Genomic DNA, 16,485 nt, shown 5'->3' with positions numbered 1-16,485 from the left:
AAACCCATGCCGACCTCTCCGGCGGACACCTCCGCCGCCCCTCGCACGCCGTTGACCCTCTCCCGCCCCGTGTCCTGGTTCCTGCTCGCCTTCGGGGTGTGGAGCTGGTTCATCTGGATCACCTTCGCGAAGAATTTGTGGAAGGACGGCAGCGGGCTCGCTTTTGACGACGCGGGCGAGCCGACGGCGTATTTCTGGGTCCACCTGCTGCTGGCGGTCACCTCATTTCTTCTGGGGACGGCTGTCGGACTCATCGGGTTGCGCGGCGTCCGGGCGCTGCGGCGCACGTCATAACGGGACCGTGTGACGGGCGCCGCCCGAAGCCCCCGCGGGCCCGCGGCGCCCTTCTCCCCGGCCCGTTCCGGACCGCCGGTGATCACTTGGCCGATTCCCGGGACGCACGCGCGTTCGTGTGTTTGAGTGATGCGCATCACTGGGCGGAGGGGTCACGGGGATGCGTTGGGTCCGGGTGCGGGCGGTCGCGGCGGGGGCCGTCGCAGGGTTGCTGCTGGCGGCGGGGGTCACGGGCTGCGGTATGTCGTCGTCCTCGGACGACGGGGGGCGGCCGATCGCCGTCGGCACCATCGACACCGTCACCGCGCTCGACCCGGCGGGCGGCTACGACGCGGGCTCCTGGGCGCTCTACGGCAACGTTTACCAGTCACTTCTGACCTTCGCCCCCGGGCGCAGCACCCCGGTGCCGGACGCGGCGGAGGACTGCGCGTTCCGGGGCCGGGGCCTGCTGACGTACGAGTGCGAGTTACGCACCGGCCTGACGTTCGGCAACGGCCACCCGCTGACGGCCGAGGACGTGAAGTTCTCCTTCGACCGGATCCTGCGGATCAAGTCCCCGCAGGGCCCCCGGCAGCTGCTGGAGACGCTGCGGTCGGTGGAGACCGCCGGGCGGAAGGTGACCTTCCGCCTGAAGACCGCGGACGCCACCTTCCCGTTCAAGATAGCCACCGGCGCCGGATCCATCGTCGACCACGCCCGCTACCCCGCCGACCGCTTGCGGCCCGGCCACGAGGCGGACGGCTCCGGCCCCTACCTCCTGGCGGACTACCGGCCGGGCGAGCGGGCCGAGCTGAAGCCCAGGCCGCACTACAAGGGCGCGGTCAAGGACCCGGGCCGCACGGTGACCATCCACTACTTCCGGGACGCGGCGCGGATGAGCCGGGCGTGGAAGCAGCGCGACATCGACGTCACCGGCCGCCAGATGCCCCCGCGTGACCTCGCCCGGATGGACCCCTCGGACGACGGCGTGCGCGTGCGGGAGAACGCCGGCGCCGGGGCCCGCTCGATGGTCTTCAACCTCCGCGACGGCTCGCCGGTGAAGGAGGTCGCGGTGCGCCGGGCCGTCGCCGCCGTCGTCGACCGCGCGGCCCTCGCCCGCGACGTGCACCAGCGGACGGTCGAGCCGCTGTACTCCCTCATCCCGCAGGGCATCACCGGCCACACCACCTCGTTCTTCGACACCTACCCCGCGCCGGACCCCGAGCGCGCCCGCACCCTGCTGCGCAAGGCCGGCATCACCCAGCCGGTCGCCTTCCGCCTCGCCTACTCCCAAGGGGCCGCCGCCGACGAGGAGGCGGCCCTGCTGAAGAGGCAGCTGGAGGCCACCGGGCTGTTCCGGGTGACCGTCGAGCACGTGGAGTGGAAGGAGTTCCAGCAGGGCTACGCGCGGGGCGCCTACGACGCGTACTGCATCACCTGGCTGGCCGACTTCCCCGACCCGGACACCTTCACCACCCCCCTGGTGGGCGCGGATTCGGCGCTGCACACCGGCTACTCCAGCGCCCGGGTGGACCGGCTCATCCGCGAGACCCAGCAGAACCCCCAGCGCAACCGCGTGGCCGAGGACTTCCGCGCCATCCAGAAGATCGTCGCCGAGGACATCCCGCTGCTGCCGCTGTGGCAGAAGAAGGAGTACACCCTCGGCTACTCCCGGATCTCCGGCACGGAGTACCTCTCGGACGGCACGGGCATGTGGCGGCTGTGGGAGCTGGGCCGCATCTGAGGCGGCCTCAGGCGGGTGCTCAGAGGCCGTGCTTGGCGAGGAAGGCGAGGATCAGCCGCTCCCATTCCTCCGGGCGCTCGGCCATCACGACGTGGCCCGCCTCGATCTCGGCGTACTCGGCCCCGGGTATGCGGTCCGCCAGCATCCGCGAGTTGTCGGGGGTCACCAGCGTGTCCAGGGTCGTGGCGATGACCAGGGTGGGCACGGAGATCCCCGCGAGGTCGCCGGTGGTGTCGCTGTCCTGCACCACGCCCGCCTGCTCGAAGGCGCCCGCGGGCACGCCGTTCGCCAGCAGCTTGTAGAAGACGCCGAGCTCGGCGCGGGGTACGGCGTTGAAGAACGGCGCCCCGAAGCCGCTCAGCGCGATCAGCCGGGCGAAGGTTTCGGTGTCCCCGTCGGCCAGCAGCTTGCGCCAGAGGTCCAGGGTGGCCAGGGCCCGGTTGTCGGGCCGGGCGAGGCCCGCGGTCAGCACCAGGCCGCGCACCCGCTCGGGGTGCCGGGCGGCCGCCCGTACGGAGACCAGGGTGCCCAGGGAGTAGCCGACGAGGGTGAAGGTCTCCAGGCCCGCCTCGGTGGCCGAGGCCACGAGCGCGTCGGCGAGGTCGTCGAGCGTGAGCTCCGCCGCGCGCGGGGTGTCGCCGGAACCGGGGTAGTCGGGGGCGACGACGGTGTGGCCCTGGGCGAGGGCCGGGATGATCGGCGTGAAGTTGCCGGCGATGCTGCCGCCCGCGCCGTGCGCGAGGAGGATGCCGGGCCCGGAGCCGCGGACCGCGGTGGCGAGGGCGGGGAGGCCGGGGAGGGGAGAGACGGTGGCGGCGGTGTTCTGTGTCATGCCCCGAGACTCCCACCTGACATCATGTCAGAGTCAAGCGCGCCCGGAAAAAGAACCGGGAAAGAACCGGAAAACGCGCGGGCCCCGCTCCCGGTGAGGGGAGCGGGGCCCGCGCGTCACGCCGTGCGAGGGGCGCGTCAAAGGATCAGAAGCGGCGCGTGATCAGCGCGCGCTTGACTTCCTGGATCGCCTTGGTGACCTCGATGCCACGGGGGCACGCGTCGGTGCAGTTGAACGTCGTGCGGCAGCGCCACACGCCGTCCTTGTCGTTCAGGATCTCCAGCCGCTGCTCGCCGGCCTCGTCGCGCGAGTCGAAGATGAAGCGGTGGGCGTTGACGATGGCCGCCGGGCCGAAGTACTGCCCGTCGTTCCAGAACACCGGGCAGGACGACGTGCACGCCGCGCACAGGATGCACTTGGTGGTGTCGTCGAACCGCTCGCGGTCCTCCGCCGTCTGCAGGCGCTCACGGGTCGGCTCGTTCCCCTTGGTGATGAGGAACGGCATGACGTCGCGGTACGCCTGGAAGAACGGCTCCATGTCGACCACGAGGTCCTTCAGGACCGTGAGGCCCTTGATGGGCTCGACCGTGATCGGCTTGGCGGGGTTGATGTCCTTGATCAGCGTCTTGCACGCCAGGCGGTTCTTGCCGTTGATCCGCATCGCGTCGGAGCCGCAGATGCCGTGCGCGCAGGAGCGCCGGAAGGTCAGCGTCCCGTCGTGGTCCCACTTGATCTTGTGGAGGCCGTCGAGGACCCGCTCCTTGGGGTCGATCTCCAGCTGGAAGTCCTGCCAGGTCGCCTCGTCGGAGATCTCCGGGTTGAACCGGCGGATCCGGAAGGTGACCGTGATCAGGTGCGCGGGGGCCTCGGACTCGGCCGAGGCCGCGCTCTTCTCGAGCGTCGGGGTGCTCATCAGTACTTACGCTCCATCGGCTGGTAGCGGGTCTGGACGACCGGCTTGTAGTCGAGGCGGATCGAGTCCTTGCCGTCCGCGTCGACCTCGCGGTACGCCATGGTGTGCCGCATGAAGTTGACGTCGTCGCGGTTGGGGTAGTCCTCGCGGTAGTGACCGCCGCGGGACTCCTTGCGCGCCAGCGCGGACACGGCCATGACCTCGGCCAGGTCGAGCAGGTTGCCCAGCTCGATGGCCTCCAGCAGGTCGGTGTTGAACCGCTTGCCCTTGTCCTGGACGGAGACGTTGAGGTACCGCTCGCGCAGCTCGGCGATCTTCTCGACGGCCGTCTTGATCGTCTGCTCGGTGCGGAACACCATCACGTTGGCGTCCATGGTCTCCTGCAGCTCCTTGCGGAGCTCGGCGACCCGCTCGGTGCCGGTGGAGTTCCGCAGCCGCTCGACCTGGTCGGCGACGAGCTGGGCCGGGTTCTCCGGCAGCTCGACGTAGTCGGCCTTCGCCGAGTACTCGGCGGCCGCGATGCCCGCCCGCTTGCCGAAGACGTTGATGTCCAGCAGCGAGTTGGTGCCGAGGCGGTTGGCGCCGTGCACGGACACACAGGCGACCTCGCCCGCGGCGTAGAGGCCGGGGACGACGGTGTCGTTGTCGGCCAGCACCTCGCCCGCGACGTTGGTCGGGATGCCGCCCATGGCGTAGTGCGCGGTCGGCTGGATCGGGATCGGGTCCGTGTAGGGCTCGATGCCGAGGTACGTGCGCGCGAACTCGGTGATGTCCGGGAGCTTGGCGTCGAGCTGCTCCGGCGGCAGGTGGGTGAGGTCGAGGTAGACGTGGTCGCCCTCGGGACCGCAGCCGCGGCCCTCGCGGATCTCCGTGTAGATGGAGCGCGAGACGACGTCACGGGACGCGAGGTCCTTCATGACCGGCGCGTACTTCTCCATGAAGCGCTCGCCGTCCTTGTTGCGGAGGATGCCGCCCTCACCGCGGGCGCCCTCCGTCAGCAGGATGCCCATGCGCCAGATGCCCGTCGGGTGGAACTGGAAGAACTCCATGTCCTCCAGCGGCAGACCGCGGCGGTAGCACGCGGCCTGGCCGTCACCGGTCAGGGTGTGGGCGTTGGAGGTCACCTTGAAGAACTTGCCGGTGCCGCCGGAGGCGTAGATCACGGCCTTCGCCTGGAAGACGTGGATCTCGCCGGTGGCCAGCTCGTACGCCACGACGCCGGCCGACTTCTTGACGCCGTCGACCTCGCTGATCAGCTGGTCCAGGACGTAGAACTCGTTGAAGAACTCCACGCCCTCCTTGACGCAGTTCTGGTACAGCGTCTGGAGGATCATGTGGCCGGTGCGGTCCGCGGCGTAGCAGGACCGGCGGACCGGGGCCTCGCCGTGGTTGCGGCTGTGACCGCCGAAGCGGCGCTGGTCGATGGTGCCGTTCGGGGTGCGGTTGAACGGCAGGCCCATCTTCTCCAGGTCGAGGACCGCGTCGATGGCCTCCTTCGCCAGGATCTCGGCGGCGTCCTGGTCGACCAGGTAGTCGCCGCCCTTGATCGTGTCGAAGGTGTGCCACTCCCAGTTGTCCTCCTCGACGTTCGCGAGGGCGGCGGCCATGCCGCCCTGCGCGGCGCCGGTGTGGGAGCGCGTGGGGTAGAGCTTGGTCAGCACCGCGGTGCGGCTGCGCTTGGTCGACTCGATGGCCGCGCGCATGCCGGCGCCACCGGCGCCGACGATGACGGTGTCGTACTTGTGGATCTGCATGGTCTCGTCAGCCCCGGGCTCTAGCGGATGTTCGGGTCGAAGGTGAAGATCACCAGCGTGCCCAGCAGGATGGTGAAGACCGTGGCCGCGTACAGCAGGTTCTTCAGCCAGAAACGGGTCTTGGGCCGCTCCGCGTAGTCGTTGATGACGGTGCGCAGGCCGTTGGCGCCGTGGAGCATCGCCAGCCACAGCATGACCAGGTCCCACGCCTGCCAGAACGGTGAGGCCCAGCGGCCGGCGACGAACGCGAAGCCGACCTTGCTGACGCCGCCGTCGAGGACGAGCTGGATCAGCAGGTGGCCCAGGACCAGGACGACGAGGACGACGCCGGACAGCCGCATGAACAGCCAGCCGTACAGCTCGAAGTTGGTGCGCGTCGACTTCGGCGTCTTCTTGGTGCGCTTGCGGGGCGGCTCGATGACCGGCGCCGGGTTGTCGACGTCGTAGAGGCTCACGCCCTCGACGGAGCCGACCGCGGAAGAGGTGTCAGCGGACATCAGACGTCAGCTCCCGAGCAGTTCGCGTGCGGCGTGCCCGAGGACGGGGTAGAGGGCCCCGGCCATCAGCACGATCCAGATGCTCATCACGGTCCAGAGCAGCTGCTTCTGGTAGCGCGGGCCCTTGGACCAGAAGTCCACCGCGATGACCCGGAGGCCGTTGAGCGCGTGGAAGAGGATGGCGGCGACGAGGCCGTACTCCATCAGGGCGACGATCGGTGTCTTGTACGTCGCGACGACGTCGTCGTACGCCTCGGGGGAGACGCGAACGAGAGCGGTGTCGAGGACGTGCACGAACAGGAAGAAGAAAATGAGGACGCCGGTGACTCGATGAGCCACCCATGACCACATGCCTTCCCGGCCGCGGTACAGCGTTCCAGCCGGCACGGAAAACCCTCCGGGAGCGGGGATCAGAGCCTGCCGGCTTCACTGTCAGCGGGCCCGGCCGGGTACGGTCCACCGGCCCTGGCCATCGTAGCGACGCCTTGTCGGTTCGGTGTCGCGGGGTCGTCAGGTGTGATCAAACAGGCACGTACGGCTCAGTGCGCGCCCGCCCGGGGCTGCTGGGAAAGGGCCTTCGTCCCCGTCTGTCCTGGGCTTTCCCGGGGGTCTGCGCCGTTCGGGTCAGCCGCCGTGGGGCCCGGGGAGCGCGTGGTCGCGGGTGCAGGGGGTGTCGGAGGCGAGCCGGGCGAGCCGGCCGAGGGCCAGCCGGGCGAGCTCGGCGGCGGTGACGGCGGCCTCCTCGGCCACGGTCCGGGACAGGCGGGCCCGGAGCGCGGCGAGGACCCGGGCCGGGGGCCGGCCGGCGCCGGATCCGGTGCCGGGCCCGTCCGGACAGAGCACGAAAACATGGCCGAATCTGCTCTCGTACGCGGCGTGGGCCCGGCGCAGGACGGGGTGCGAGGCCAGGGCGGCGGGCCCGGTCTCGTCGGCGAGGGCCTCGGCCAGCTCGGCCGGGGCCAGCCCGCGCAGGGCCCGGTCCGCGGCGGCCAGCAGCGTGCCCAGATCGGGGTAGGGCCGGTGGGCGGCGAGGTGGCGGGCCCACCGGCGGCTGCCGCAGCAGGCCAGCAGGGCCGCCTCGGCGGCGCCCGGGGCTGCGGAGTTGAGGCGGTCGAGACCGTGGCGTTCGGGACCGTGCAGCGGGGTCTCCTTCGGAGAGCGGCGCGGGAGGCTCCCGGCAGGTGCTGCGGTTTCCGGCCCGAAACAGCCGGGAACCGGGCGAAATGTCGAGTGACGTGCTCGGGTGGAGCGCCGGGCGGGAAGGTCTGGTGAAAGCCGGGGCAGCCGTCGAACTGGGCCGCCACCGTAGCGACGCATCCCGGCCACTGTCCGACGGATGCGCGAATTTCCTTCGGACGGGGACCGTTTCGGGCGCGTGGTGGACGCATCGTGGGGCTGAGGGTCATACCTTCGCCCCATATGTGCCCGATAGAGGAGGTTCGGCTCCATGGGACTGCCCTTCAGATTCACCCGCGCGGCGGTTGTACGGGGAACCGTCGCCGGAGTAACGCTGGCCGTCGCCATGACCCTCATGGGCTGCCCGCGCGACGACTCCGGCTCCACCGCCCCCACCCGGGACGACTCACGCTCCCCCGAGGCGTCCCGCACCACCGGCGGCTCCGCGGGCACCCCCGCCCGCCGGGCCCCGGTGCCCGCCGGGATCCCGCGCACCGTCCCCGCCCTGCGGTCCGCGGCCGGTGCCGCGGGCCCCGGCTGGCGGCCCGCCGCCGGCGCCCGCGTCGTCACCGACACCGCGGGCCCCCTCGCCGACGAGGCGAACCGGCTCGCCGGCGAGCTCAAGCTCGCCACCGCCGCCGGCCCCGCCCGCGACGGCGACATCGAGCTGGCGCTGCGCTCCGGCCAGCGCGGCGGCCCCGAGGGCTACGAGCTGACCGCCCGCAACGGCAAGGTCCTGATCACCTCCGACGGCGAGCCCGGCGTGTTCTACGGCACCCGCACGCTCCTGCAGGCCGTGCGCTCCGGCGGCGGGGTCCCCGAGGGCGTCGTGCGCGACTCACCCGACCGCGCCCAGCGCGGCCTCAACCTCGACATCGCGCGCAAGCACTTCACCGCCGGGTGGATCGAGGACCGGCTGCGCGAGATGGGCGACCTCAAGCTCAACCAGCTGGGCCTGCACTTCTCCGACGACCAGGGCTTCCGCATCGAGAGCGAGTCCCACCCCGAGGTCGTCTCCCCGCAGCACCTCACCAAGGCCGAGGTCCGCCGCATCCTCGCCCTCGCCTCCTCCCTGCACATCACCGTCGTCCCCGAGATCGACTCGCCCGGCCACCTCGGCGCCGTGATGAAGGCCCACCCGGGCCTCCAGCTCACCAACACGGCCGGCACCGCCTCCCGCGGCGCCGTCGACATCGCCGACCCCGGGGCCGCCCGCATCGTGGACGACCTGCTGCGCGAGTACGCCCAGCTCTTCCCCGGCCCCTGGTTCCACCTGGGCGCCGATGAATACCGGGCCCTGACCGTCAAGGACCCCGAGGCCTCCTACCCGCGCCTGGCCGCCCTGGCCCGGCAGAAGTACGGGGCCGAGGCGGGCGTGCAGGACCTGGCCACCGGCTGGCTCAACGACCGGGCGGCGGTGGTCCGCGCCGCCGGCAAGCGGCCCAAGGCGTGGAACGACGGCTTCTTCCGCGGCGGCGTCGTCACCGCCGACAAGGACATCGAGGTCGAGTACTGGACGGGCAAGGAGCTCGGCGCGCGCGACCCCCAGGAGTACCTGAACGAGGGACGCACGGTCGTCAACCTCAACGACGAGTACCTCTACTACGTCCTCGGCGAGCCCAACCAGTTCCGCTACCCGACCGGTCAGCGGATCTACGAGGAGTGGTCCCCGGCGGTGCTGCGCGGCAGCAAGGCGGCCCCGCGGAACCTCGCCGGACCCGACCGGATCCCCGGCGGCCGGTTCGCCGTCTGGTGCGACCGGCCCGACGCCCAGACCGCCCAGCAGGTGGCCGACGGCATCCGGCTGCCGCTGGCCGCCACCGCCCAGCGGCTGTGGGACCCCCGCCCGCCGACCCGTTCGTGGCAGGACTTCTCCGGCCTCGCGGGCAGGCTCAGGGGCTGACCCGGCAAAGGACGCGCCCGACTGCCGGCGGAACGCCGGGGCGGACCTCGAAGGGGTCCTCCCCGGCGGCCGGGGTATCGAGGCGGTGCCGCCAAGGCTTAGCGTTCGGGGTTGAACCATGCGGGGCGCCCCGTCGTCGTCGGGATGCGGAAGGCAATCTCGGGGCCGCCCGCGCATCTCTCCACGGCGGAGCGCGCCCAGGCGTGCCCCGCGCATCTGTAACGAGGGCCCGATGAAGATCGAATTCCTGCTTCACAACGCCTACGGCATCGGCGGCACGATCCGTTCGACCGTCAACCTCGCCGCCGCCCTCGCGGACCGGCACGAGGTGCGGATCATCAGCGTCAACCGCCCCGTGGACGAACCCGAGCTGACCATCGACCCCCGGGTGCGCCTGACCCCCCTCGTCGACCTCCGCGAGGGCACCGAGGGCGACGAGTACGCGGCGCCGCAGAACCAGCGGCCGAGTGCGGTCTTCCGTGACGAACGCATCGACAACGGCCGCATGGCCGCCACCGCCCTCACCGACGAGCGGGTGGCCGCCCACCTCGCCGCCACCGACGCCGACGTCGTCATCGCCACCCGCCCCAAGCTCATCGGCTACCTCACCGAGTACGGCAGCGACCGCTACCTCCGCCTGGGCCAGGAGCACCTCACCCACGAGGCGCACGTCCCCGAGCTGCACGCCGTGATGGACCCGGCGATCGCCGCGCTCGACGCCTTCGCCACCGTCTCCGAGGCCGACGCCGGGCACTACCGGGAGGCCCTCCCCGACGCCCGCGCCCGCATCCTGTCCATCCCCAACGCCGTCCCGGCGCCCGCGGCCGCCCCCTCGGACGGCACGTCGAAGACGATCGTCTCCGCCGGCCGGCTCGTCGCCGTCAAGCGCTACGACCGGCTCATCGCCGCCTTCGCGAAGGTCGCCGCCGAGCGCCCCGACTGGAACCTGCGGATCTACGGCCGCGGCCCCGCCAAGGCCAAGCTGCGCAAGCAGATCGAGGAGCTGGGCCTGTACGAGCGCGTCACTCTCATGGGTGCCCGCTCGCCCATCGAGACCGAGTGGTCCAAGGGCGCCGTCGCCGCCGTCGCCTCCGACGCGGAGTCCTTCGGCATGACCATCGTCGAGGCCATGCACGCGGGCCTGCCCGTCATCGCCACCGACTGCCCCTACGGGCCGCGCGAGATCCTCACCGACGGCACCGACGGCATCCTCGTCCCCCTCGACGACTCCGACGCCGTCGACGCCTACGCCGACGCGCTGCTGAAGCTCACCGCCGACGCCGGGACGCGCGCCCGGCTGGGCGCCGCCGCCCGCGAGACCGCCCACCGCTACGAGCCCTCGCGGATCGCCCAGCGCTACGAGGAGCTGTTCGAGGAACTGCGCCCGGGCTCCACGGCAGCGGCCCCGGAAAAGAAGAAGGGCCTGCTGCGCGGCCTCTTCGGCGGCGGCCGGCCCAAGCCCGTGGCGACCCCGGCCCCGCAGGGCGACACCGCCCACCCCGACGCCTCCTGCGCCGTCGACGCGGACGGCTCCCTGACCGTCACCCTGCGCCCCGAGCAGCTCACCGACGCCGACAGCCACGTCCTGCTCCGCCACCGCGGCACCAAGGGCAAGGAAGCCGTCCGCGTCCCCCTGCACCGCGCGCCCGGGGGACCGGTCACGGCCCGCGTCGCACGCGCCGCCCACACCCTGGCCGAGGGCCGCTGGGACGTCTACGTGGAGCGGGCTGGTGACAAGTCGCGCCGCCGCCTGACCGCCGCGCTCGTCGAACAGAAGGCGCTGCTGACCCTCCCGCTCGCCACCGGCGCGGCCGGCGTCACCGCCTGGGTGCCGTACCCGACGAGCGACGGCTTCCTGGCGCTGCGCACCTGGCTGCGCCCCGAGCACGCCGAGGCCACCGAGGTGCGGGTGGGCGACGACGGCGTCACCGTCACGCTCGCGCTGCACGGCGCGGCGACCCTCGGCGAGGGCGCCGAGCTGATCGCCCGGCTGCGCCACGGCGACGGCACGGCCGGTGACGTGCGGGCGCCGATCGCCGACGGCAGCGGCACCCTGCCCTACGAGCCGATGCAGCGCCGCCTGAAGCCGGAGGACGAGCAGGACCTGTGGGATCTGTACGTGCGCCCGGCGGCGGGCGCCGCGCTGGTGCGCGTGGGGCGGATCGAGGGCGACTTCGCCGACCGCAAGGGCATCGACACCTTCCCGGCGGCGACGCGCGGCGAGGGAGGCGGCGGAGGAGTGCGGCTGCGCCCGTACTTCACGGTGACCAACGACCTGACGATCACGGTCAAGGACGTGGCCGGGGACGAGGGCGCGTGAGGCCGCGGATCTGACACCGGACGGAGGACGGCCGGGGCCGCCACCCCCCACAGGAGAGGCCCCGGCCGCCGTCCGGTGCGAACCCTGGTGAGGCCCGCATCTTCTACAGCGCCACGGGCCGCGAATCCGTCACACTGTCATACCGGCGGTGCGGGGACCGTTTCTGGACGGAGCCGGTCCCCTCCCCGTAACGTGCGGGGGTCCGCGCCGAAGAGCGCGTCTCACGCTCGTTGTCCCAGTGGCCTGGGAACCGGTCAAACCGGAAAATTCGGCCACGTCTCCAGGGGGTTCTGCCAGATGTATCCGTGCGGTCAATGCCGTGCTGCCACCGTGGGACCGGACGGCCGCTGTGCCACCTGCGGCGTCTACCAGCAGCAGCTGAACCAGCAGCCCCAGGCGGCACCGCCGCCCTACCCGTACCCGGCCGCCGCCATGCCCCTGCCCGTCGGCGGCGTGGACCTGCGCCGCGGGGTGCGGATCGCGCTGAACGTCCTGCTGGGCGTCAGCGTGGTCGTCCTGCTCCTGCTCTTCACGGCGCAGACCCGGCAGCGCGAGGCGCTGGCGGACATCCTGGACGGCGGGCTCACCCTGGGCGGCGCGGACGCCATCGACGACGCGGACGACTTCGTCGCCTCGATGACGATCCTGCGCTACGTGACGCTGGCCGCCACCGCCACCCTGTGGGTCATCTGGTTCCGCAGGGCGCGGATCAACGCCGAGGTCTTCGCGCCCGGGACGCACCGCAAGAGCACCGGCTGGGCCGTGGGCTCCTGGTTCACCCCGGTCGTCAACCTCTGGTTCCCCAAGCAGATCGCCGACGACATCTACCGGGCCAGCGCCCCCGCCGGCCCGCAGAGCGCGCCCAAGGGCCTGCTCAACGCCTGGTGGGCCCTGTGGGTGGCCTCGGCCGTCTGCGGCACCATCTCCTCGGTCATGTACTCCACCGCCAACGCCCGGCTCCGCACCGGGGGCTACGCGGAGTCCAGCTGGAAGGACGACGTCAGCGCGCTGCAGACGTCCCTGAACGTCGGGGCCTTCTCGACGCTGCTGCTCATCGTCGCCGGCGTGCTCGCCATCCTCGTGGTGCGCCAGCTCTCCGGCCTCCAGGAGCGGCGCGCCCTCGCGGGCCCGCAGGCCGGCGCCCCCATGGGCGGTATGCCGTACGGCGCCCCGGGGTATCCGCCCGTGCAGCCCGGCCCGGGCGCCGGGGGCTGGGGCGGCCCGCCGCAGAATCCTTACGGCAACGGCCCCGCGGGCTACTGAGCCGCGGATTCTCCAAGTGGGGCAGGATGAGGGCGTGCAGGGGGACGACGCTGAGCTGACGGCCGCGGTGTGCGCGGCACAGGGCGGGGACGAGACGGCATTCCGTACCGTCTACCGCGCCGTGCACCCCCGCCTGCTCGGGTACGTGCGCACACTCGTGGGCGAGGCCGACGCGGAGGACGTGGCGTCCGAGGCGTGGCTCCAGATCGCCCGCGACCTGGAGCGGTTCACCGGCGACGCGGACCGGTTCCGCGGCTGGGCCGCCCGGATCGCCCGCAACCGCGCCCTCGACCACATACGGATGCGCGGCCGGCGCCCGGCCATCGGCGGCGACGAGAGCGAGCTCGCCACCCGGGCGGGCGACGCCGACACCGCCGGGGAGGCCCTGGAGTCCCTCGGCACCGACCGGACCCTCGCCCTGATAGCCCAGCTCCCGCAGGACCAGGCGGAAGCCGTCGTCCTGCGGGTGGTCGTGGGCCTCGACGCCAAGAGCGCCGCCGGAGTCCTCGGCAAGCGGCCGGGTGCCGTGCGCACCGCCGCCCACCGCGGCCTGCGGCGCCTGGCCGAGCTGGTGACGGCGGCCACCGGAGCGCCGTCCGCCGATGCCCTTCCCGGGCAGCGGCGGTCACAGACGTCACACACGCCCGGAGCGAACGCTTCTGCGGGTGTGACGCAATTGCGTGCACGGACGCAGAAGGACATGTGATGGCGGACGACCACCGGTACGACTGGTTGGAAGACTGGCTGGACGACGACGCGGCGGAACGGCTGCTGCGCGGCGAGCCGGCCGCCGTCGGCGACGCCGAGCCCACGGCTGCTCCTCCCGTTTCTCCCGTTCCGCCCCCTTCTCTCGTTTCTCCCGTTCCGCCGGAGGCGGAGCCCCTGCTCGCGGCCCTGCGCTCGCTGACCCCGGCGCCCGCCGCGCAGGACGGGCCGCTGCCGGGCGAGGAAGCGGCCCTGGCCGCCTTCCGGTCGGCCCGTGCGGCCTCTCCCGCCGTGTCCCCTACGCGCGTCGACTCCGCCGGGGCCGCCGGGAGCGCGGTCCGGCTCGGGCCCCCCGCCGCCGCCCGGGCGGTACTCCGCAAGTGGCGGCCCGTCAAGGTCGCCCTGGCGATGGCCGTCGCGGGCTGCACGCTCGGCGGCGTCGCGGTCGCCGCCGGCACGGGCATGCTGCCGGCCCCCTTCGGGCGCGCCGGCGGGGAACCGGCCAGTTCCGCGAGCGTGTCGGCGCTCGGTGACGAGAGCGCGCCCACCGCGGGCCCCACCGGCGGCCCCGGCGCCACCCCCTCGCACGGCCGGGACGGCAGCCCGTCGCCCGGCGGCGCCCCCTCCGCGTCCGCGACCCCGGGCGCGGGCCGGAGCCCCGGCGGCACCGGCAGGCCCGAAGCCCCCTCCGCGACCCCCCACCGGGCCGACACCCCCGACCAGAACGGGGACACCGGCCGGAACGGCAAGGACCCCGGCAAGGACCAGGGCAGCGGCGCCGACAAGGGCGACAAGGGCGACACCACCTTGACCGCCCGGCTCTGCCGCGACTACCTCGCCGCCCAGCAGCGCCGCGGCAAGAGCGTCGCCGAGGACGACCTCCGGGTCCTGGAGCGCACCCTGGGCATCGGCAGAGCGGCGGTCACCGCCGGCTGCGAGCGCCTCCTCGGCGGCGGCCGGCTCACCGGCGGCACCGGCAACGACGGCGACCCCCGCCGGACCGACCCCACCCGCAAGCAGTCCCGGCTGCTGCCGCCCGCCCGCGGCACCGCCCCGCTCGTCCTGCCCGGCCTCCTTCCCGCCCCCGGTGTGACGCTTTCCGACCCCACGGCGCTGTAAGGAATGTGCCGACTGGTCATCGGCCGCGCTTGAGCCGGAGTTCCCCCCATACCGTCGGCTCGGCGCATCGGCGCGGGCGGGGCTCTTCCCCCGGCTCTGCCCGCGCCCCCCTTCTTCCGCGGCCGTCCGGCATCGGGCCGCCCGGCTGGCCGTAACGCTTCCGTGTCGCCGCGTCGGGGCCGCCGCGCGCCGCCCGGCGGAGCATCCTGAGAGCAGGACGCAACGCAGCGGCGGGAGGCGGGAACCCATGGCACGCGAGCGGGACGACAGCACGGCGGACGCGCCGAAGACCCGGACGACCGAGTCGGGACTGCCCGTCGCGGCCGTCCACGGCCCCGACGCCCTGGCCGGCTGGGACCCGGCCGTGCAGCTGGGCGCCCCCGGCGCGTACCCCTTCACCCGCGGCGTCTACCCCACGATGTACACCGGCCGCCCCTGGACGATGCGCCAGTACGCCGGCTTCGGCACCGCGGCCGAGTCCAACGCCCGCTACCGGCAGCTCATCGCCCACGGCACCACGGGCCTCTCCGTCGCCTTCGACCTGCCCACCCAGATGGGTCACGACTCCGACACGCCCCTGGCGAGCGGCGAGGTCGGCAAGGTCGGCGTCGCCGTCGACTCCGTCGAGGACATGCGCGTGCTCTTCGACGGCATCCCGCTCGGCGAGGTCTCCACGTCGATGACCATCAACGCCCCCGCCGCGCTCCTGCTGCTGATGTACCAGCTCGTCGCCGAGGAGCAGGGCATCCCCGCGGACCGCCTCACCGGCACCGTCCAGAACGACGTCCTCAAGGAGTACATCGCCCGGGGCACGTACATCTTCCCGCCGAAACCCTCCCTGCGCCTGGTCGCGGACACCTTCCGGTACTGCGCCGCCGAGCTGCCCCGCTGGAACACCATCTCCATCTCCGGCTACCACATGGCCGAGGCCGGGGCCACGCCCGTACAGGAGATCGCCTTCACCCTCGCCAACGGCATCGAGTACGTGCGCACCGCCCGCGCCGCCGGCATGGACGTCGACGACTTCGCGCCGCGCCTGTCGTTCTTCTTCGTCTCCCGCACCACGCTCCTGGAAGAGGTCGCGAAGTTCCGGGCGGCCCGGCGGATCTGGGCCCGGGTGATGCGCGACGAGTTCGGGGCCCGCGACCCCAAGTCGCTGATGCTGCGCTTCCACACCCAGACCGCGGGCGTCCAGCTCACCGCCCAGCAGCCCGAGGTCAATCTGGTGCGCGTCGCCGTCCAGGGCCTGGCCGCCGTCCTGGGCGGCACCCAGTCCCTGCACACCAACGCCTTCGACGAGGCCATCGCCCTGCCCACCGAGAAGTCCGCCCGGCTGGCGCTGCGCACCCAGCAGGTCCTCGCGTACGAGACCGATGTGACGGCGACGGTCGACCCGTTCGCCGGTTCCTACGCGATCGAGTCGATGACCGACGCCGTCGAGGAGGCGGCCCGCGCCCTGATGACCCGGATCGAGGACAGGGGCGGCGCCGTCGCCGCCATCGAGGCCGGCTTCCAGAAGGGCGAGATCGAACGCAGCGCCTACCGGATCGCCCAGGAGACCGACAGCGGCGACCGCGTCGTCGTCGGCGTCAACCGCTACCGCCTGGACGAGGAGGAGCCGTACGAACCACTGCGCGTGGACCCCGCGATCGAGGCCCAGCAGGTCCGCCGCCTGGAGCGGCTGCGCGCCGAGCGCGACGGGCGGGCGGTGGAGGCGGCCCTGGCCCGGCTGCGGAGCACGGCCGAGGGCACCACCGGCAACGTCCTCCCCCCGATGAAGGACGCGCTGCGCGCGCGGGCGACGGTGGGGGAGGTGTGCGGCGCGCTGCGGGAGGTGTGGGGCACGTACGTACCGGCGGACGCCTTCTAGTTCTTTTCGCCGCCTGCCGTTTGCCGCCTGCCGCTTGCGGCTTGCGGCGGTGAGCGCCCTGCGGGCGCGTCCTCAAGCGCCGGACGGGCTGGTGGTGGCTGAGCACCGCCACCACC

Annotated in this window: 14 protein-coding genes; 8 read left to right on the top strand and 6 right to left on the bottom strand. The window is 72.9% G+C overall.

Features of this window, described 5'->3' with window-relative positions:
* The first annotated feature begins 51 nt into the window (after positions 1 to 51).
* Both ABZ951_RS28405 and ABZ951_RS28400 read left to right on the top strand, forming a co-directional pair.
* Entirely contained in the window at positions 52 to 294 is a 243-nt protein-coding gene (locus ABZ951_RS28405; RefSeq protein ID WP_344090633.1) for an SCO4848 family membrane protein, read from the top strand.
* Between the two features lie 160 nt (positions 295 to 454).
* Entirely contained in the window at positions 455 to 2,017 is a 1,563-nt protein-coding gene (locus tag ABZ951_RS28400) for an ABC transporter substrate-binding protein (protein WP_344090550.1), read from the top strand.
* A gap of 19 nt (positions 2,018 to 2,036) precedes the next feature.
* Here ABZ951_RS28400 and ABZ951_RS28395 read toward each other — a convergent pair whose 3' ends face one another.
* The 6 genes from ABZ951_RS28395 to ABZ951_RS28370 form a co-directional block, all read right to left on the bottom strand.
* Positions 2,037 to 2,849 (bottom strand): alpha/beta hydrolase, encoded by an 813-nt coding sequence (locus tag ABZ951_RS28395; RefSeq protein WP_344090553.1) that lies wholly within the window; start codon positions 2,847 to 2,849, stop codon positions 2,037 to 2,039.
* A 145-nt stretch (positions 2,850 to 2,994) separates the two neighbouring features.
* Positions 2,995 to 3,762, bottom strand: coding sequence for a succinate dehydrogenase iron-sulfur subunit (locus ABZ951_RS28390; protein ID WP_344090555.1), 768 nt, complete (start codon positions 3,760 to 3,762; stop codon positions 2,995 to 2,997).
* Entirely contained in the window at positions 3,762 to 5,516 is a 1,755-nt protein-coding gene (gene sdhA / locus ABZ951_RS28385; RefSeq protein ID WP_344090557.1) for a succinate dehydrogenase flavoprotein subunit, read from the bottom strand. The genes ABZ951_RS28390 and sdhA overlap by 1 nt, the downstream gene beginning before the upstream one ends.
* Positions 5,517 to 5,536: 20 nt before the next feature.
* Positions 5,537 to 6,013 carry a succinate dehydrogenase hydrophobic membrane anchor subunit gene (locus ABZ951_RS28380; protein WP_344090559.1) on the bottom strand — a complete coding sequence of 159 codons (477 nt, stop codon included), beginning with the start codon at positions 6,011 to 6,013 and terminating at the stop codon, positions 5,537 to 5,539.
* Positions 6,014 to 6,019: 6 nt separating this feature from the next.
* A complete protein-coding gene (sdhC, locus tag ABZ951_RS28375; RefSeq protein WP_344090561.1) occupies positions 6,020 to 6,400 on the bottom strand; it encodes a succinate dehydrogenase, cytochrome b556 subunit in 381 nt (126 codons plus the stop codon).
* Between the two features lie 237 nt (positions 6,401 to 6,637).
* Positions 6,638 to 7,330 carry a 2-oxo-4-hydroxy-4-carboxy-5-ureidoimidazoline decarboxylase gene (locus ABZ951_RS28370; protein WP_344090564.1) on the bottom strand — a complete coding sequence of 231 codons (693 nt, stop codon included), beginning with the start codon at positions 7,328 to 7,330 and terminating at the stop codon, positions 6,638 to 6,640.
* Between the two features lie 130 nt (positions 7,331 to 7,460).
* Between ABZ951_RS28370 and ABZ951_RS28365 the strand changes: the two genes are divergently transcribed.
* The 6 genes from ABZ951_RS28365 (at position 7,461) to ABZ951_RS28340 (ending at position 16,369) form a co-directional block, all read left to right on the top strand.
* Positions 7,461 to 9,092: a glycoside hydrolase family 20 protein gene (locus ABZ951_RS28365; RefSeq protein WP_361281012.1), complete on the top strand. Its 1,632-nt coding sequence runs from the start codon at positions 7,461 to 7,463 to the stop codon at positions 9,090 to 9,092.
* A gap of 232 nt (positions 9,093 to 9,324) precedes the next feature.
* On the top strand, positions 9,325 to 11,412 hold the full coding sequence (locus ABZ951_RS28360; RefSeq protein ID WP_344090569.1) for a glycosyltransferase: 2,088 nt from the start codon (positions 9,325 to 9,327) through the stop codon (positions 11,410 to 11,412).
* Positions 11,413 to 11,742: 330 nt separating this feature from the next.
* Positions 11,743 to 12,675: a DUF4328 domain-containing protein gene (locus ABZ951_RS28355; protein ID WP_344090572.1), complete on the top strand. Its 933-nt coding sequence runs from the start codon at positions 11,743 to 11,745 to the stop codon at positions 12,673 to 12,675.
* Positions 12,676 to 12,709: 34 nt separating this feature from the next.
* A complete protein-coding gene (locus ABZ951_RS28350; protein ID WP_344090574.1) occupies positions 12,710 to 13,381 on the top strand; it encodes an RNA polymerase sigma factor in 672 nt (223 codons plus the stop codon).
* The gene (locus tag ABZ951_RS28345) at positions 13,381 to 14,499 is read left to right on the top strand and encodes a hypothetical protein (RefSeq protein WP_344090576.1); all 1,119 of its coding nucleotides are present in this window, start codon (positions 13,381 to 13,383) and stop codon (positions 14,497 to 14,499) included. Before ABZ951_RS28350 ends, ABZ951_RS28345 begins: the two co-directional genes overlap by 1 nt.
* Positions 14,500 to 14,746: 247 nt before the next feature.
* Positions 14,747 to 16,369 (top strand): methylmalonyl-CoA mutase family protein, encoded by a 1,623-nt coding sequence (locus ABZ951_RS28340; RefSeq protein WP_344090578.1) that lies wholly within the window; start codon positions 14,747 to 14,749, stop codon positions 16,367 to 16,369.
* Positions 16,370 to 16,485 lie beyond the last annotated feature (116 nt).

It is taken from the genome of Streptomyces sp. NPDC046215 (assembly GCF_040646215.1).
Taxonomy (GTDB): Bacteria; Actinomycetota; Actinomycetes; order Streptomycetales; family Streptomycetaceae; genus Streptomyces; species Streptomyces stramineus.
Note: the sequence above shows the minus strand (reverse complement) of the source record. Positions and strands in the feature narration are given on the sequence as shown.

Bases quoted from the DNA above. Each gene is read 5' to 3' on its own strand.
- ABZ951_RS28400 (WP_344090550.1), top strand. From the start codon at position 455: ATGCGTTGGGTCCGGGTGCGGGCGGTCGCGGCGGGGGCCGTCGCAGGG.
- ABZ951_RS28395 (WP_344090553.1), bottom strand. From the start codon at position 2,849: ATGACACAGAACACCGCCGCCACCGTCTCTCCCCTCCCCGGCCTCCCC.
- ABZ951_RS28390 (WP_344090555.1), bottom strand. From the start codon at position 3,762: ATGAGCACCCCGACGCTCGAGAAGAGCGCGGCCTCGGCCGAGTCCGAG.
- sdhA (WP_344090557.1), bottom strand. From the start codon at position 5,516: ATGCAGATCCACAAGTACGACACCGTCATCGTCGGCGCCGGTGGCGCC.
- ABZ951_RS28380 (WP_344090559.1), bottom strand. From the start codon at position 6,013: ATGTCCGCTGACACCTCTTCCGCGGTCGGCTCCGTCGAGGGCGTGAGC.
- ABZ951_RS28370 (WP_344090564.1), bottom strand. From the start codon at position 7,330: ATGCGTCGCTACGGTGGCGGCCCAGTTCGACGGCTGCCCCGGCTTTCA.
- ABZ951_RS28365 (WP_361281012.1), top strand. From the start codon at position 7,461: ATGGGACTGCCCTTCAGATTCACCCGCGCGGCGGTTGTACGGGGAACC.
- ABZ951_RS28360 (WP_344090569.1), top strand. From the start codon at position 9,325: ATGAAGATCGAATTCCTGCTTCACAACGCCTACGGCATCGGCGGCACG.
- ABZ951_RS28345 (WP_344090576.1), top strand. From the start codon at position 13,381: ATGGCGGACGACCACCGGTACGACTGGTTGGAAGACTGGCTGGACGAC.
- ABZ951_RS28340 (WP_344090578.1), top strand. From the start codon at position 14,747: ATGGCACGCGAGCGGGACGACAGCACGGCGGACGCGCCGAAGACCCGG.